The 13,409-nt window shown below is 54.7% G+C and carries 12 protein-coding genes and 2 tRNA genes; 3 read left to right on the top strand and 11 right to left on the bottom strand.

Translation table 11 applies throughout. The annotated features are described in order from the left end of the window. Positions 1-40: 40 nt before the first annotated feature. Positions 41-1,516: a ketol-acid reductoisomerase gene (ilvC, locus tag GTGU_RS18095; RefSeq protein ID WP_038160366.1), complete on the bottom strand. Its 1,476-nt coding sequence runs from the start codon at positions 1,514-1,516 to the stop codon at positions 41-43. 73 nt (positions 1,517-1,589) lie between these two features. Between ilvC and ilvY the strand changes: the two genes are divergently transcribed. Further along, a complete protein-coding gene (gene ilvY / locus GTGU_RS18090) occupies positions 1,590-2,582 on the top strand; it encodes an HTH-type transcriptional activator IlvY (protein WP_211252876.1) in 993 nt (330 codons plus the stop codon). A gap of 3 nt (positions 2,583-2,585) precedes the next feature. Here ilvY and GTGU_RS18085 read toward each other — a convergent pair whose 3' ends face one another. From GTGU_RS18085 to ilvL, 7 genes are all read right to left on the bottom strand, one after another. After that, positions 2,586-3,287: a DUF2461 domain-containing protein gene (locus GTGU_RS18085; protein ID WP_038160359.1), complete on the bottom strand. Its 702-nt coding sequence runs from the start codon at positions 3,285-3,287 to the stop codon at positions 2,586-2,588. A gap of 19 nt (positions 3,288-3,306) precedes the next feature. Continuing rightward, positions 3,307-4,845: a threonine ammonia-lyase, biosynthetic gene (gene ilvA, locus GTGU_RS18080; RefSeq protein ID WP_156964210.1), complete on the bottom strand. Its 1,539-nt coding sequence runs from the start codon at positions 4,843-4,845 to the stop codon at positions 3,307-3,309. A gap of 2 nt (positions 4,846-4,847) precedes the next feature. Beyond that, the gene (ilvD, locus tag GTGU_RS18075) at positions 4,848-6,698 is read right to left on the bottom strand and encodes a dihydroxy-acid dehydratase (RefSeq protein WP_038160353.1); all 1,851 of its coding nucleotides are present in this window, start codon (positions 6,696-6,698) and stop codon (positions 4,848-4,850) included. Between the two features lie 158 nt (positions 6,699-6,856). Continuing rightward, complete coding sequence (locus tag GTGU_RS18070) at positions 6,857-7,786, bottom strand: branched-chain amino acid transaminase (RefSeq protein WP_038160350.1); 930 nt, start codon at positions 7,784-7,786, stop codon at positions 6,857-6,859. Positions 7,787-7,803: 17 nt separating this feature from the next. Next, positions 7,804-8,067 (bottom strand): acetolactate synthase 2 small subunit, encoded by a 264-nt coding sequence (ilvM, locus tag GTGU_RS18065; protein ID WP_038160346.1) that lies wholly within the window; start codon positions 8,065-8,067, stop codon positions 7,804-7,806. After that, positions 8,064-9,710, bottom strand: coding sequence for an acetolactate synthase 2 catalytic subunit (gene ilvG, locus GTGU_RS18060; protein ID WP_038160344.1), 1,647 nt, complete (start codon positions 9,708-9,710; stop codon positions 8,064-8,066). The genes ilvM and ilvG overlap by 4 nt, the downstream gene beginning before the upstream one ends. Positions 9,711-9,849: 139 nt before the next feature. Then, positions 9,850-9,948: an ilv operon leader peptide gene (ilvL, locus tag GTGU_RS24955; protein WP_015966468.1), complete on the bottom strand. Its 99-nt coding sequence runs from the start codon at positions 9,946-9,948 to the stop codon at positions 9,850-9,852. A 340-nt stretch (positions 9,949-10,288) separates the two neighbouring features. On the opposite strand from ilvL, the gene GTGU_RS18055 reads away from it, so the two are divergent. Further along, positions 10,289-11,812: a YifB family Mg chelatase-like AAA ATPase gene (locus tag GTGU_RS18055; protein WP_038160341.1), complete on the top strand. Its 1,524-nt coding sequence runs from the start codon at positions 10,289-10,291 to the stop codon at positions 11,810-11,812. Positions 11,813-11,838: 26 nt separating this feature from the next. Here the strand turns inward: GTGU_RS18055 and GTGU_RS18050 are convergent, their stop codons facing one another. Continuing rightward, the gene (locus GTGU_RS18050) at positions 11,839-12,177 is read right to left on the bottom strand and encodes a MaoP family protein (protein WP_038160338.1); all 339 of its coding nucleotides are present in this window, start codon (positions 12,175-12,177) and stop codon (positions 11,839-11,841) included. Between the two features lie 88 nt (positions 12,178-12,265). Here GTGU_RS18050 and hdfR point away from each other — a divergent pair, with 88 nt between their 5' ends. Further along, a complete protein-coding gene (gene hdfR / locus GTGU_RS18045; protein ID WP_425427489.1) occupies positions 12,266-13,117 on the top strand; it encodes an HTH-type transcriptional regulator HdfR in 852 nt (283 codons plus the stop codon). A gap of 83 nt (positions 13,118-13,200) precedes the next feature. Here the strand turns inward: hdfR and GTGU_RS18040 are convergent. Together GTGU_RS18040 and GTGU_RS18035 are read right to left on the bottom strand one after the other, a co-directional pair. Next, positions 13,201-13,276: transfer RNA gene (locus GTGU_RS18040), tRNA-Trp, on the bottom strand. Positions 13,277-13,284: 8 nt separating this feature from the next. Further along, positions 13,285-13,361, bottom strand: a tRNA-Asp gene (locus GTGU_RS18035). Between the last annotated feature and the right edge of the window lie 48 nt (positions 13,362-13,409).

The following is a 13,409-nucleotide window of genomic DNA, read 5'->3' as shown; positions in this document are numbered from 1 at the left end:
TCTGTAAGTCGGGTAAGCGAAGCGCCACCCGACATTTTTTTTATCCGGCAACCGCAATGCGTTTCATATCCGTCATATAGCCGCGCAGCTTCTGACCCACTTTTTCGATCGCATGGTTGCGAATCGCGTCGTTCACATCGCGCAGTTGAGCATTATCTACCGCGCCTTCAGCAATTGCTTTACCCAGATCGCCCGGTTGCAGGGTGGTCATGAATTCTTTCAGCAGCGGTACGCACGCATAAGAGAACAGATAGTTACCGTATTCTGCGGTATCAGAGATAACCACGTTCATTTCGTACAGACGCTTACGCGCGATGGTGTTGGCAATCAGCGGCAGCTCATGCAAGGACTCGTAGTAAGCAGACTCTTCGATGATACCGGAATCCACCATGGTTTCGAACGCCAGCTCAACGCCCGCTTTCACCATCGCAATCATCAGTACGCCTTTATCGAAGTACTCCTGCTCACCGATTTTACCCTCAAACTGCGGTGCGGTTTCGAAAGCCGTTTTACCGGTCTCTTCGCGCCAGGTCAGCAGTTTTTTGTCGTCGTTCGCCCAGTCAGCCATCATACCGGAAGAAAATTCGCCGGAGATAATGTCGTCCATGTGTTTCTGGAACAACGGCGCCATAATTTCTTTCAGTTGTTCAGACAGCGCGTAAGCACGCAGTTTCGCCGGGTTGGACAGGCGATCCATCATCAGGGTGATACCGCCCTGCTTCAGCGCTTCAGTTACGGTTTCCCAACCAAACTGAATCAGTTTTTCCGCATATGCCGGATCAGTACCTTCTTCCACCAGCTTGTCAAAACAGAGCAGAGAACCGGCCTGCAACATACCGCACAGGATAGTCTGCTCGCCCATCAGGTCAGATTTCACTTCTGCCACGAAGGAAGATTCCAGAACGCCTGCACGGTGACCGCCGGTCGCAGCCGCCCAGGCTTTGGCAATCGCCATACCTTCGCCTTTCGGATCATTTTCCGGGTGAACGGCGATCAGGGTCGGCACGCCGAAACCGCGTTTGTACTCTTCACGCACTTCGGTACCCGGGCATTTCGGCGCCACCATCACTACGGTGATATCTTTACGGATTTGCTCGCCCACTTCCACGATGTTGAAGCCGTGAGAATAACCGAGCGCGGCGCCGTCTTTCATCAGCGGCTGTACTGAGCGCACCACATCAGAGTGTTGTTTGTCCGGCGTCAGGTTAACCACCAGATCAGCCTGCGGGATCAGTTCTTCGTAGGTGCCTACTTTGAAGCCGTTTTCGGTCGCTTTACGCCATGATGCGCGCTTTTCAGCAATCGCTTCTTTACGCAGGGCGTAGGAGATATCCAGGCCGGAGTCACGCATGTTCAGACCCTGGTTCAGGCCCTGAGCGCCACAGCCGACGATGACCACTTTTTTACCCTGAAGGTAGCTCGCGCCATCGGCAAATTCGTCGCGCGCCATAAAGCGGCATTTGCCCAGTTGCGCCAGCTGCTGACGCAGATTCAGTGTATTGAAGTAGTTAGCCATGTTTATAACCCCGTGATGTGTGTCGTGCTTATTGTTCGGTTCAGTTCGCTTTTTGCGAGAATGAACTCACTATATGACAGGAAAAGTATTGCGGAAATTGATATATTCACAACGTCACATTGCAATTTCTGCAATACCAACCGGTGGAGCATTGCCCGTGGATTTACGCGATCTTAAAACCTTTCTGCATCTGGCGGATAGCCGCCACTTTGGGCGTAGCGCGCGGGCGATGCACGTCAGCCCATCCACGCTGTCCCGGCAGATCCAACGGCTGGAAGAAGATCTCGGTCAGCCGCTGTTTGTACGCGACAACCGCACGGTCACGCTGACCGAAGCGGGTGAGGAGTTGCGGACGTTTGCCCAGCAGATGCTGTTGCAGTATCAGCAACTGCGCCACACTATCGATCAAAAAGGGCCATCGCTCTCAGGCGAACTGCATATTTTCTGCTCCGTGACCGCCGCGTACAGCCATTTGCCGCCGATCCTCGACCGCTTCCGCGCTGAACATCCCTCGGTAGAAATCAAACTCACCACGGGCGACGCCGCCGATGCGATGGAAAAAGTCGTCACCGGCGAAGCCGATCTGGCGATTGCCGGGAAACCGGAAACCCTGCCCGGCGCGGTGGCATTTTCCATGCTGGAGAATCTGGCGGTGGTGTTGATCGCTCCTGCGCTGCCTTGCCCGGTTCGCAGCCAGGTTTCCGTGGATAAGCCGGACTGGGCGACAGTACCGTTCATTATGGCCGATCAGGGCCCCGTGCGCCGTCGTATTGAGCTGTGGTTTCGCCGCCATAAAATCAGTAATCCGTCGATTTACGCCACGGTGGGCGGTCATGAGGCCATGGTGTCGATGGTGGCACTCGGCTGCGGTGTGGCGTTACTGCCGGAGGTGGTGCTGGAAAACAGCCCGGAACCGGTGCGCAATCGCGTGATGATTCTGGAACGCAGCGACGAAAAAACACCGTTTGAACTGGGTGTCTGCGCGCCCAAAAAGCGGCTGCATGAGCCGCTGATTGATGCCTTCTGGAAAATTGTGCTGGAAAGAAAAATCGACGAAGGAAAGTGAGCGTTATAAATCAGCCGGGTCGATCTGCTTCATCGTTTCTATCGTCATTAGCCATTGATACAGCGGCTCCAGTTGACGGAACCCGCCGGCCAGTCGCGTCACCAGATCGGCATGGAAGAGTGGCTCCATATCCGGGCTATCAACAATGGCCGCGAAGGATTTGCGGTTGTACCAGGTGGCAATAGGAGGATCGAGGTCTTTGACCAGAGGGCGTTTGTAACTCTCGCCGATCAGCTCAAACGGTTCCCGGCAACATCCGGCAACTTCCAGAAACTGAGCCGGGCGCTGTTTCAGCGTATGCCGAAAGAGATCCATCGTCGATTTGCTGGCGCTGTAATACCCGAGACCATAATGTACGGAATCCGGCGCGATGCCAAAAAAGTACGCCGGGGCATCGGCCCAGTTTTTCGCCGGACGCTTGAAGGTTACCCACATCCGGTCACGGTAAAGGGATTTATCCTGCGAGAAACGGGTGTCGCGATGGATACGCGAAATTGTCTTGCCAACCGCTGAGCGTGTTTCAATTAACGGATCAATCTCCAGCATCACCGGCGCCAGATCATCCACCAGCGCCCGAAACGGGTTCAGGACACTGCGATCGTAAATAAACCGGTGCTCTTCAAACCACGCTTTATCATTTTTCGCTTTGACCTGTTGAAGAAAATCGAGCCCTTCCTGTGTAAATCCCTGAAAGCGTCCTGCCATTTGCTTGTCCCTATAATCATTAACCCGCCAGGAAGAAACGAAACGCCGGGTTCCGGGTTTCGTCATGACACTCGTAGCCCAGTTCATTAAGCCGCGTTTCGAAATCCGGCTCGTGCTCGCCCAGTTCAAACGCCGCCAGTACGCGGCCATAGTCAGTGCCGTGGCTGCGGTAGTGAAACAGCGAAATGTTCCAGTGGGTTCCGAGGGTATAGAGAAATTTCAGCAACGCGCCGGGTGATTCCGGAAATTCAAAACTGAACAACCGCTCCTGCAGGGGTTTCGACGGGCGACCACCCACCATATAGCGCACATGCAGTTTCGCCATCTCGTCGTCGGAGAGATCCACCACGCTGTAACCGCCGTTGCGCAGCATGTCGAGGATCTCTTTGCGCTCGTCCAGACCACGACTCAGGCGTACGCCAACGAAAATGCAGGCGTCTTTGGCATCGGCGAAACGGTAGTTGAACTCCGTGACCGAACGCCCGCCGAGCAACTGGCAAAACTTCAGGAAGCTGCCCTTTTCTTCCGGAATGGTCACCGCCAGCAACGCCTCGCGCTGCTCGCCCAGTTCACAGCGTTCAGACACATAGCGCAGGCCGTGGAAATTCACATTCGCGCCGGACAAAATATGCGCCAGTCGTTCGCCACGGATGTTGTGCTGCGCGATGTACTTCTTCATGCCCGCCAGCGCCAGTGCGCCCGACGGCTCCGCCACTGCACGCACATCTTCAAATAGATCTTTCATAGCGGCACAGATGGCGTCGCTGTCAACGGTGATGATGTCATCAAGGTATGTCTGACACAGTCGGAATGTTTCGTCGCCGATGCGCTTCACTGCTACCCCTTCGGCAAACAGCCCGACGCGTGGCAGCTCAACCGGATGACCTGCATCCAGCGCCGCTTTCAGGCAGGCGGAATCTTCCGCTTCAACGGCGATCACTTTGATCTGTGGCATCAGCTGTTTGATCAGCACCGCCACGCCTGCCGCCAGCCCACCGCCACCGACCGGAACAAAAACGCGATCGATATGCGCATCCTGTTGTAACAATTCCAGCGCCAGCGTCCCCTGACCCGCAATCACCATCGGATGATCAAACGGTGGCACCCAGGTAAATCCCTGCTGCTGTGACAACTCAATAGCTTTCGCTTTCGCTTCATCAAAATTCGCGCCGTGCAACAGTACTTCACCACCAAAGCCGCGTACCGCGTCGACTTTGATATCTGCGGTGGCAACTGGCATGACAATTAACGCCTTCACGCCGAGGCGTGCAGACGAAAACGCGACACCCTGCGCATGGTTGCCCGCAGATGCCGTGATGACGCCCCGCGCTTTTTGCTCTTCGGTCAGCCCCGCCATCATCGCGTACGCGCCGCGCAGCTTAAAGCTGTGCACCGGCTGGCGGTCTTCGCGCTTCACCAGAACGACGTTTTCAAGGCGCGAGGACAGTTTTTCCATCTTCTGTAGCGGCGTTACCTGCGCGGCTTCATACACTGGCGCGCGCAACACAGCCCTGAGATATTCTGCCCCCTCAGGGGCAGCAGATAGAGATTCGGCCATCATTAGCCTCCAAGTTTGGATTTGTCGCGCACGGCGCCTTTATCCGCACTGGTGGCCAGGCTCGCATAAGCCCGCAGGGCGAAGGACACTTCACGCTGACGATCACGCGGCGTCCAGGCTTTATCGCCACGTGCTTCCTGCGCTTCACGACGCGCCGCCATCTCCTGATTGCTGACCTGCAACTGAATGTCACGGTTCGGGATATCAATAGCGATCAGGTCGCCATCTTCAACCAGCGCAATGCTGCCGCCGCTGGCGGCTTCCGGTGAAACGTGACCAATAGAGAGGCCAGAGGTGCCGCCGGAGAAACGTCCGTCGGTGATCAGCGCACAGGCTTTGCCGAGACCCATTGATTTCAGGAAGGTCGTCGGGTAGAGCATCTCCTGCATGCCCGGCCCGCCTTTCGGCCCTTCGTAGCGGATCACGACAACATCGCCTTCCACCACTTTGCCGCCGAGGATAGCGTCAACCGCCTCTTCCTGGCTTTCGTACACTTTTGCCGGGCCGGTGAATTTCAGGATGCTGTCGTCAACGCCCGCTGTTTTTACGATACAGCCATTTTCGGCGATATTGCCGTACAGCACTGCCAGCCCGCCATCTTTGCTGTAAGCGTGTTCCAGCGAACGGATACACCCTTCGGCACGGTCGTCATCAAGCGTTTCCCAACGGCAATCCTGCGAAAACGCCTTCGTGGTGCGTATGCCCGCCGGACCTGCGCGATACATTGCTTTCACCGCCGCGTCTTCCGTCAGCATGACGTCATATTGCGCCAGCGACTCCGACAGCGTCAGGCCAAGGACGTTTTTCACGTCACGGTTCAACAGCCCCGCGCGATCCAGTTCACCCAGAATGCCAATGACACCGCCAGCGCGGTGAACATCTTCCATGTGATATTTCTGCGTACTCGGCGCCACTTTGCACAGCTGCGGCACTTTGCGCGACAGCTTATCAATATCACTCATGGTGAAATCAATTTCGGCTTCCTGGGCCGCCGCCAGCAGGTGCAAGACGGTGTTGGTAGAACCGCCCATCGCGATATCCAGCGTCATGGCGTTCTCAAACGCCGCTTTGCTGGCGATGTTACGCGGCAGCGCGCTGGCATCATCCTGTTCGTAATACCGTTTGGTCAGCTCAACGATACGTGAACCCGCGTTGAGGAACAGTTGCTTGCGGTCGGCGTGCGTCGCCAGCAGTGAGCCGTTGCCCGGCTGCGACAGACCCAGCGCTTCGGTCAGACAGTTCATTGAGTTGGCGGTGAACATACCGGAGCAGGAGCCACAGGTCGGGCACGCAGAGCGCTCCACCTGATCGCTTTGCGCGTCGGATACTTTCGGATCCGCACCCTGAATCATCGCATCAACCAGATCCAGTTTGATGATCTTATCGGAAAGCTTAGTCTTACCGGCTTCCATCGGGCCGCCGGAGACGAAAATGACCGGAATGTTGAGACGCAGGGAAGCCATCAGCATCCCCGGGGTAATTTTGTCGCAGTTGGAGATACAGACCATCGCGTCAGCACAGTGGGCGTTGACCATGTATTCAACAGAATCGGCAATCAGTTCGCGCGATGGCAGTGAATAAAGCATGCCCCCGTGGCCCATCGCGATGCCGTCATCCACAGCGATCGTATTGAACTCTTTCGCTACGCCGCCGGCGGCTTCGATTTGTTCGGCGACCAGTTTACCGAGATCGCGCAGATGAACGTGCCCGGGCACGAACTGGGTAAAAGAGTTCACAACGGCAATGATCGGTTTGCCGAAATCGGCATCGGTCATGCCGGTGGCGCGCCACAGCGCGCGGGCACCCGCCATATTACGGCCGTGGGTGGTGGTGACGGAACGGTACTTAGGCATGCTTTGTTTACTCCCGGTGTCTTTTCCCTTCATTCTTCACGCTGCAGGTGCGTTGGCTGCCTCGCTCACCCCAGTCACTTACTCCAGTAAGCTCCTGGGGATTTGCTGCGTTGCCGCCTTCCTGCAACGCGAATTATTTTGGGAAAATATAATAGTAATTATTGATTTACTGGATCCAGCCAGCCCCATTTATCTTCGGTTTCGCCGGTAAAGAGGCCAAAGAACGCTTTCTGAATACGTTTAGTGACCGGACCACAGCGGCCTTCGCCAACCTGAATACCGTCAACGCTGCGTACCGGCGTGATTTCTGCGGCGGTACCGGACATGAACACTTCGTCGGCCAGATACAGCGATTCGCGGGACAGCACCTGCTCGCGCACTTCGATACCCAGTTCTTTCGCCAGTTTGATGATGGCGTCGCGGGTGATGCCTGGCAGCGCAGAAGAAGTAAACGGCGGGGTGAACAGCACGCCGTCTTTCACTTCAAACAGGTTTTCGCCAGCGCCTTCGGAAATATAACCATTAACGTCCAGTGCGATACCCTCCTGATAACCGTGCCGGCGCGCTTCGCTGCCAACCAGCAGAGAGGAAAGGTAGTTACCGCCCGCTTTCGCGGCGGTCGGAATGGTGTTTGGCGCAGCGCGGTTCCAGGAAGAGACCATCGCATCAATGCCCTGCTCCAGCGCTTCCGCACCGAGGTAGGCGCCCCACGGGAAAGCGGCAATGATGACATCAGTGGTGTATCCCGGAGGCGGGTTCACACCCATACCGACGTCACCGACAAACACTAACGGACGAATATAAGCACTGGTCAGGTTGTTTTTACGGATCACCGCGCGGCAGGCTTCCATCAGTTCATCGACGCTCTGAGTTACCGGGAAACGATAGATTTTGGCTGAGTCGCGCAGACGCTGCATGTGTTCACGATGACGGAACACTACCGGTCCTTTGTGAGAATCGTAGCAGCGGATCCCTTCAAAAACGGAAGTACCGTAATGCAATGCGTGGGACATTACGTGCACTTTGGCATCTTCCCAACGAATCATCTCGCCATTGGACCAGATGTAATCAGCTTTTTTCGTCGTCATTTTTCTTCCTTTTGCGCTCAGGCGCGGATTTGTTGTGATGATGTTGTTCGTTGCTGGATCTCGACACAGGCGACGTCGACCAGTTTGCTCAACTGACTAAACAGTAATTCGACTGGACGAGGACTGGCAACGGTCAATTCGATATTAATATTCTGCGCATCAGTTGCAGTCTCCATATTCATAGAACAAATCTGAAAACCGCGATGGCGTACCACGCGTAAAACACGCTCTAATGTTTCCGGGTTGAAGCGAGCCTGAACGGCGAGCTGATGTTGCATCATGATAATTTCTCCAGCATTTGCGAGTTACTGGCACCAGGCGGCACCAATGGCCAGACGTTCTCAAGTTCATCGATTGAGACATGAAGCAGGTATGGCCCCTCGCTTGACAGCATGGTGTCGAGTGCCGCTTCAACCTGGTCTTTACGGGTGATGTGCTGGCCGGGAATGCCGAAGGCGCTGGCCAGCGTGATGAAATCGGGATTATCGGTAAGGGTTGTTTCGCTATAACGTTCCTGAAAAAACAGCTGCTGCCACTGGCGAACCATGCCTAATCGCTGGTTATCCAGTAAAACGATCTTTAACGGCAACTGTTTTCGTTTTACGGTGCCCAGCTCCTGAACATTCATCATGAACGAGCCGTCACCGGAGATACAGATAACCGTATCATTCGGACGCGCCACCTGTGCGCCAACGGCGGCAGGTAAGCCAAAGCCCATCGTCCCCAGACCGCTGGAGGTGATGAAATTTTCCGGGCGGGAGTAGGTCATGTGTTGTGCCGACCACATCTGATGTTGACCCACGTCGGTGGTGACCACACAGTCAGCTGGCTTGCGATCGGACAGTTGCTTCAGCAACAAAGGCGCATAGATGGACTCGCCCGGATGATCGTAACGCCAGGCGTGTTCTGCGCGTAATTCAGCCACTTGCTGCTGCCAGGCGTCAAGGGACAACGGCTGCGTCAGAGCAGGCAGCATGGCATTCAGATCACCCTGCAGCGCGATATGGACCTGGCGCAACTTGTTCATCTCTGCCGGGTCGATATCCATGTGGATCACGCTGGCGTTTGGCGCAAAAGTATTCAGCTTGCCGGTCACACGATCGTCAAAACGCGCACCGACGGCGATCAACAGGTCACACTCCTGGACCGCCAGATTCGCCGCTTTGGTACCGTGCATCCCGAGCATGCCGAGATAGTACGGATAATCCGCCTCCACCGCACCGAGCCCTTTCAAAGTACACACTGCTGGCATTTGCGTGGCAGTGATAAACGCGCGCAGCGCCGGAACCGCCTGCGCCATCCCCACGCCACCGCCAATGTACAGTATCGGTTTTTGCGCCAGCGCCAGCATCTGGCGCGCCTGCTCGACTTCGACGTGAGGGAATGCTTCCGGAGTTTCAACAGTGGAAAAATGCGGCTCCAGCGCCGCTTGTGCCAGTTGAATATCTTTTGGGATATCCACCAGTACCGGACCAGGACGGCCTGAGTTTGCCACCTCGAACGCTTCCGCCATTACTCGCGGCAACTCTTCGACAGATTGCACCAAAAAGCTGTGCTTGGTGCAGGCCAGCGACAAACCGAGAACGTCCACTTCCTGAAACGCGTCGGTACCGATAAACGGTGACGCGACCTGCCCGGTGATAGCGACCACAGGGACGGAATCAAGCAGAGCATCTGCCAGTCCGGTGATCAGGTTGGTCGCACCAGGGCCAGAGGTGGCAATACAGACACCCGTTTTACCGGTCGCGCGGGCATAACCGATGGCGGCCATTGCAGCCCCCTGCTCGTGGCGACACAGGAGATGCTCCACGCCACCGTCATACAAGGCATCGTAAACCGGCATGATTGCGCCACCCGGGTAGCCGAATACAGTGTCAACTCCCTGTGCGCGCAATGCATGCACCACCCACTGAGCTCCATTCATAGTTACATCCCCGCCATAAATTGTGAGAAACAGAATATTGTGCTGTTGGTCATTGTCTGTTCCTCGCTTCAGTATTTAAGTCATAAAAAAACCCCCGGACCTTTCGGTGCGGGGGTCTTAGTTCGTTAAGGCTTGATTTCTAAGCCTTTCCTCGTCCAAGTGCAGCCCCGCACGGTGGGATAATAATCACCACCACGCTAATCACGACCAGGCTAATCACTCGTAGAAGGGCTTTCATTTTGTCTACTTTCGGCTTCTTGTTCGAAGGAATACCTAAAGAGTTATCACAGGCAGTGGAGGTAACACAAGATTTTTTTATGACGCGCTTCGTGAGCACGCTAACGAATTACGTTAAACACGTTGTTTTTTATAAGAAAAATCGCAAGTGAAAAAATTTCAGTTATTTCCCACTGCACTGGGGATCGCCAGTGATTATTTCGGTCCCTGCGAGGAGGGTTCCAGCTTTTCTGCAATACGGTGAAAATCTGCAAAAATGCATGAATCCGCCTCGTATCTCGCATAAGTCATCGCTAACGCCGCCTTTAGCAGCCGATATAGTGTTGCCCTCAGGAGGCTCTATGTCACTATCAGTGGTCTACACTCGCGCAGCACTTGGCGTTACCGCGCCACTAATTACCGTTGAGGTACATATCAGCAACGGCTTACCCGGCTTAACGTTGGTTGGCCTGCCGGAAACGACCGTCAAAGAGGCCAGAGATCGGGTACGCAGCGCAATCATAAACAGTGGTTATGAGTTCCCGGCGAAAAAAATCACCATTAACCTTGCTCCTGCTGATCTGCCCAAAGAAGGCGGTCGATACGATTTACCTATCGCTATAGCGCTTCTGGTGGCCTCTGAACAGCTTAACGGGGCAAAACTGAGCCAGTATGAGTTTGTGGGTGAACTGGCCCTTACCGGCGCGCTACGGGGGATCCCTGGTGCTATTTCAGGAGCCATGGAAGCCATTCGAGCCGGGCGGAGCATTATCGTGGCGGAAGATAACGCCGCCGAGGTGGGGCTGATTGGCGGCACATGTTGTTTTATCGCAAATCACCTGCAGGAAGTCTGTGCTTTCCTGGAGGGGAAACACATGCTGAATCTGGCACCGCAAACGCACGCAGAGGTAGCGGAATCGCCGCATGATGATCTTCGTGATGTGATTGGCCAAAGCCAGGGAAAACGTGCGCTCGAGATCACCGCCGCGGGCGGTCACAATCTGCTGTTCATCGGCCCGCCAGGAACCGGCAAAACAATGCTTGCCAGTCGGCTGAATGGTTTGCTGCCTCCACTGAGCAACGAAGAAGCGCTCGAAAGCGCGGCAATCATTAGTCTGATAAATGCGACGAGTGTTAAAGCGCAGTGGCGCCAGCGTCCCTTTCGCTCTCCTCATCACAGCGCATCATTGAACGCCATGGTAGGCGGTGGCTCCATTCCCATGCCTGGCGAGATTTCGCTGGCGCACAACGGCATTCTGTTTCTTGATGAGCTCCCTGAATTTGAACGGCGCGTACTGGATGCGCTGCGGGAACCGATTGAATCGGGTCAGATCCACATTTCGCGCACGCGAGCAAAAATCACTTATCCGGCACGTTTCCAGCTTATTGCCGCCATGAATCCCAGCCCGACAGGCCACTATCAGGGAAATCATAATCGCACGACGCCGGAACAGACGATGCGCTACCTGAGCCGCCTGTCCGGCCCCTTTCTCGACCGCTTCGATCTCTCACTGGAGATCCCCCTTCCACCGCCGGGGTTGCTGAGCAAGGTAACGGCCCCCGGTGAAAGCACAGCGACGATTCGGGAACGGGTAATACAGGCGCAGGAGCGTCAGTTTGCGCGACAGCAAAAGCTCAACGCACGCCTTGAAGGGGGAGAAATACGGGAGCACTGCCTGCTGAATGACGACGATGCCCTTTGGTTAGAACAGACGCTGACGCAACTGGGGTTATCGATACGCGCATGGCAGCGCCTGCTGAAGGTGGCTCGCACGATTGCCGATCTGGAGCAGGCTGAGCGTATTACGCGGCAGCATCTGCAGGAGGCATTAAGTTATCGGGCGATCGATCGTTTACTGATTCATCTGCAGAAACTGCTGGCATAAAAAAAGGGCCGGAGCCCTTTATTTATTTAATCATCGCTTTCGGTGTAATCGTCAGAGCCTTCCATCTGCGGTTTACCACCAGACAGAGTATGGAAACGCTTCGGACGCTTAATACGCGCCATATACTTAAACCATACACGCTCTGCTTCTGTGGTTGGTTCACGTTCACCGCGGCATACCGCAACAAATTGTTTCTCGTCTTCGGTTACAGGTTCGCGCTTACCCAGCTCCAGTTCGTTAAGGGCATAACCATAACGTTCAAGCAGTTGTGCCTCTTTGATGGTGAAATCACCATGACGGGAGAAACCACGCGGATAATTTTTATTGTCGAAAAAACGATTTGTCGTCGTAAAGCTTTCCGCCATCCTACACGCTCCTAATTCTTTGGCCGAGCTATTTATGGCGCGGAGTATTAGTTACGCTTGACAGAGTGTAAAACAAAAGATTTAAATCATAACGACAAATAATTTTGCGGAGAAGGTTGTGGATACGGAATTGCTTAAAACTTTCCTCGAAGTCAGCAGAACTCGCCACTTTGGACGCGCTGCTGAAGCGCTCTATTTGACACAATCAGCCGTCAGTTTTCGCATCCGCCAACTGGAAAATCAGCTTGGCGTAAACCTTTTTACCCGGCATCGCAATAACATACGACTGACTGCCGCCGGTGAAAAGCTACTGCCTTATGCAGAAACATTGATGAATACCTGGCAGGCGGCACGCAAAGAAGTTGCGCATACGTCGCGACACAACGAATTCTCTATTGGTGCCAGCGCGTCACTTTGGGAATGTATGCTGAATAGCTGGCTTGGAAGACTCTATAAGGCCCCTCATAACCTGCAGTTCGAAGCACGAATAGCCCAGCGCCAGTCGTTAGTTAAGCAATTGCATGAACGACAGCTTGATCTCCTGATCACGACAGAATCGCCGAAAATGGATGAATTTAGTAGCCAGTTATTGGGATATTTTACGCTTGCGCTTTATGCAGCAGAACCTGCGCAAGTGAAAACGGATCTCAACTATTTACGCCTGGAATGGGGGCCAGATTTTCAGCAGCATGAAGTCGGTCTGCTGGCCAGTGATGACATTCCCAGCCTGACGACCAGTTCTGCGGAACTGGCGCGACAGCAACTTTCTCCGCTTAATGGTTGCACCTGGCTTCCCATGAGTTGGGCGAAAGAGAAAGGGGGATTACACACGGTGACGGACAGCGCAACACTTTCCCGTCCGTTGTATGCCATCTGGTTACAGAACAGTGATAAACAGACGCAAATCCGCGACATCCTGAAAACCAGCGTGCTGGATTAACGACGAGGGCAGGATGCCCTCAGAAAGCGATCAGTAAATAACAGACAAAAAAAATCCTTTGCCGAAGCAAAGGATTATTTTTATGGCAGGGGCGGAGAGACTCGAACTCCCAACACCCGGTTTTGGAGACCGGTGCTCTACCAATTGAACTACGCCCCTAATTAGGGTGGCGGAACGGACGGGACTCGAACCCGCGACCCCCTGCGTGACAGGCAGGTATTCTAACCGACTGAACTACCGCTCCACCGAAACTGTCTACAACACCCGCTTTTACACGGGGTACTGCTAAATT

This window comes from Trabulsiella guamensis ATCC 49490 (assembly GCF_000734965.1).
Taxonomy (GTDB): domain Bacteria; phylum Pseudomonadota; class Gammaproteobacteria; order Enterobacterales; family Enterobacteriaceae; genus Trabulsiella; species Trabulsiella guamensis.
The sequence above is the reverse complement of the archived record's forward strand: the minus strand, read 5'-3'. Positions and strand labels throughout refer to the sequence as shown.

What these genes read in the sequence shown, in the direction of transcription:
- ilvM (WP_038160346.1), bottom strand. Translation starts at nt 8,067, where the DNA reads ATGATGCAACATCAGCTCGCCGTTCAGGCTCGCTTCAACCCGGAAACA.
- GTGU_RS18085 (WP_038160359.1), bottom strand. Translation starts at nt 3,287, where the DNA reads ATGGCAGGACGCTTTCAGGGATTTACACAGGAAGGGCTCGATTTTCTT.
- GTGU_RS18070 (WP_038160350.1), bottom strand. Translation starts at nt 7,786, where the DNA reads ATGACGACGAAAAAAGCTGATTACATCTGGTCCAATGGCGAGATGATT.
- GTGU_RS18055 (WP_038160341.1), top strand. Translation starts at nt 10,289, where the DNA reads ATGTCACTATCAGTGGTCTACACTCGCGCAGCACTTGGCGTTACCGCG.
- ilvD (WP_038160353.1), bottom strand. Translation starts at nt 6,698, where the DNA reads ATGCCTAAGTACCGTTCCGTCACCACCACCCACGGCCGTAATATGGCG.
- ilvY (WP_211252876.1), top strand. Translation starts at nt 1,590, where the DNA reads ATGACAGGAAAAGTATTGCGGAAATTGATATATTCACAACGTCACATT.
- ilvC (WP_038160366.1), bottom strand. Translation starts at nt 1,516, where the DNA reads ATGGCTAACTACTTCAATACACTGAATCTGCGTCAGCAGCTGGCGCAA.
- ilvA (WP_156964210.1), bottom strand. Translation starts at nt 4,845, where the DNA reads ATGGCCGAATCTCTATCTGCTGCCCCTGAGGGGGCAGAATATCTCAGG.
- GTGU_RS18050 (WP_038160338.1), bottom strand. Translation starts at nt 12,177, where the DNA reads ATGGCGGAAAGCTTTACGACGACAAATCGTTTTTTCGACAATAAAAAT.
- ilvG (WP_038160344.1), bottom strand. Translation starts at nt 9,710, where the DNA reads ATGAATGGAGCTCAGTGGGTGGTGCATGCATTGCGCGCACAGGGAGTT.
- ilvL (WP_015966468.1), bottom strand. Translation starts at nt 9,948, where the DNA reads ATGAAAGCCCTTCTACGAGTGATTAGCCTGGTCGTGATTAGCGTGGTG.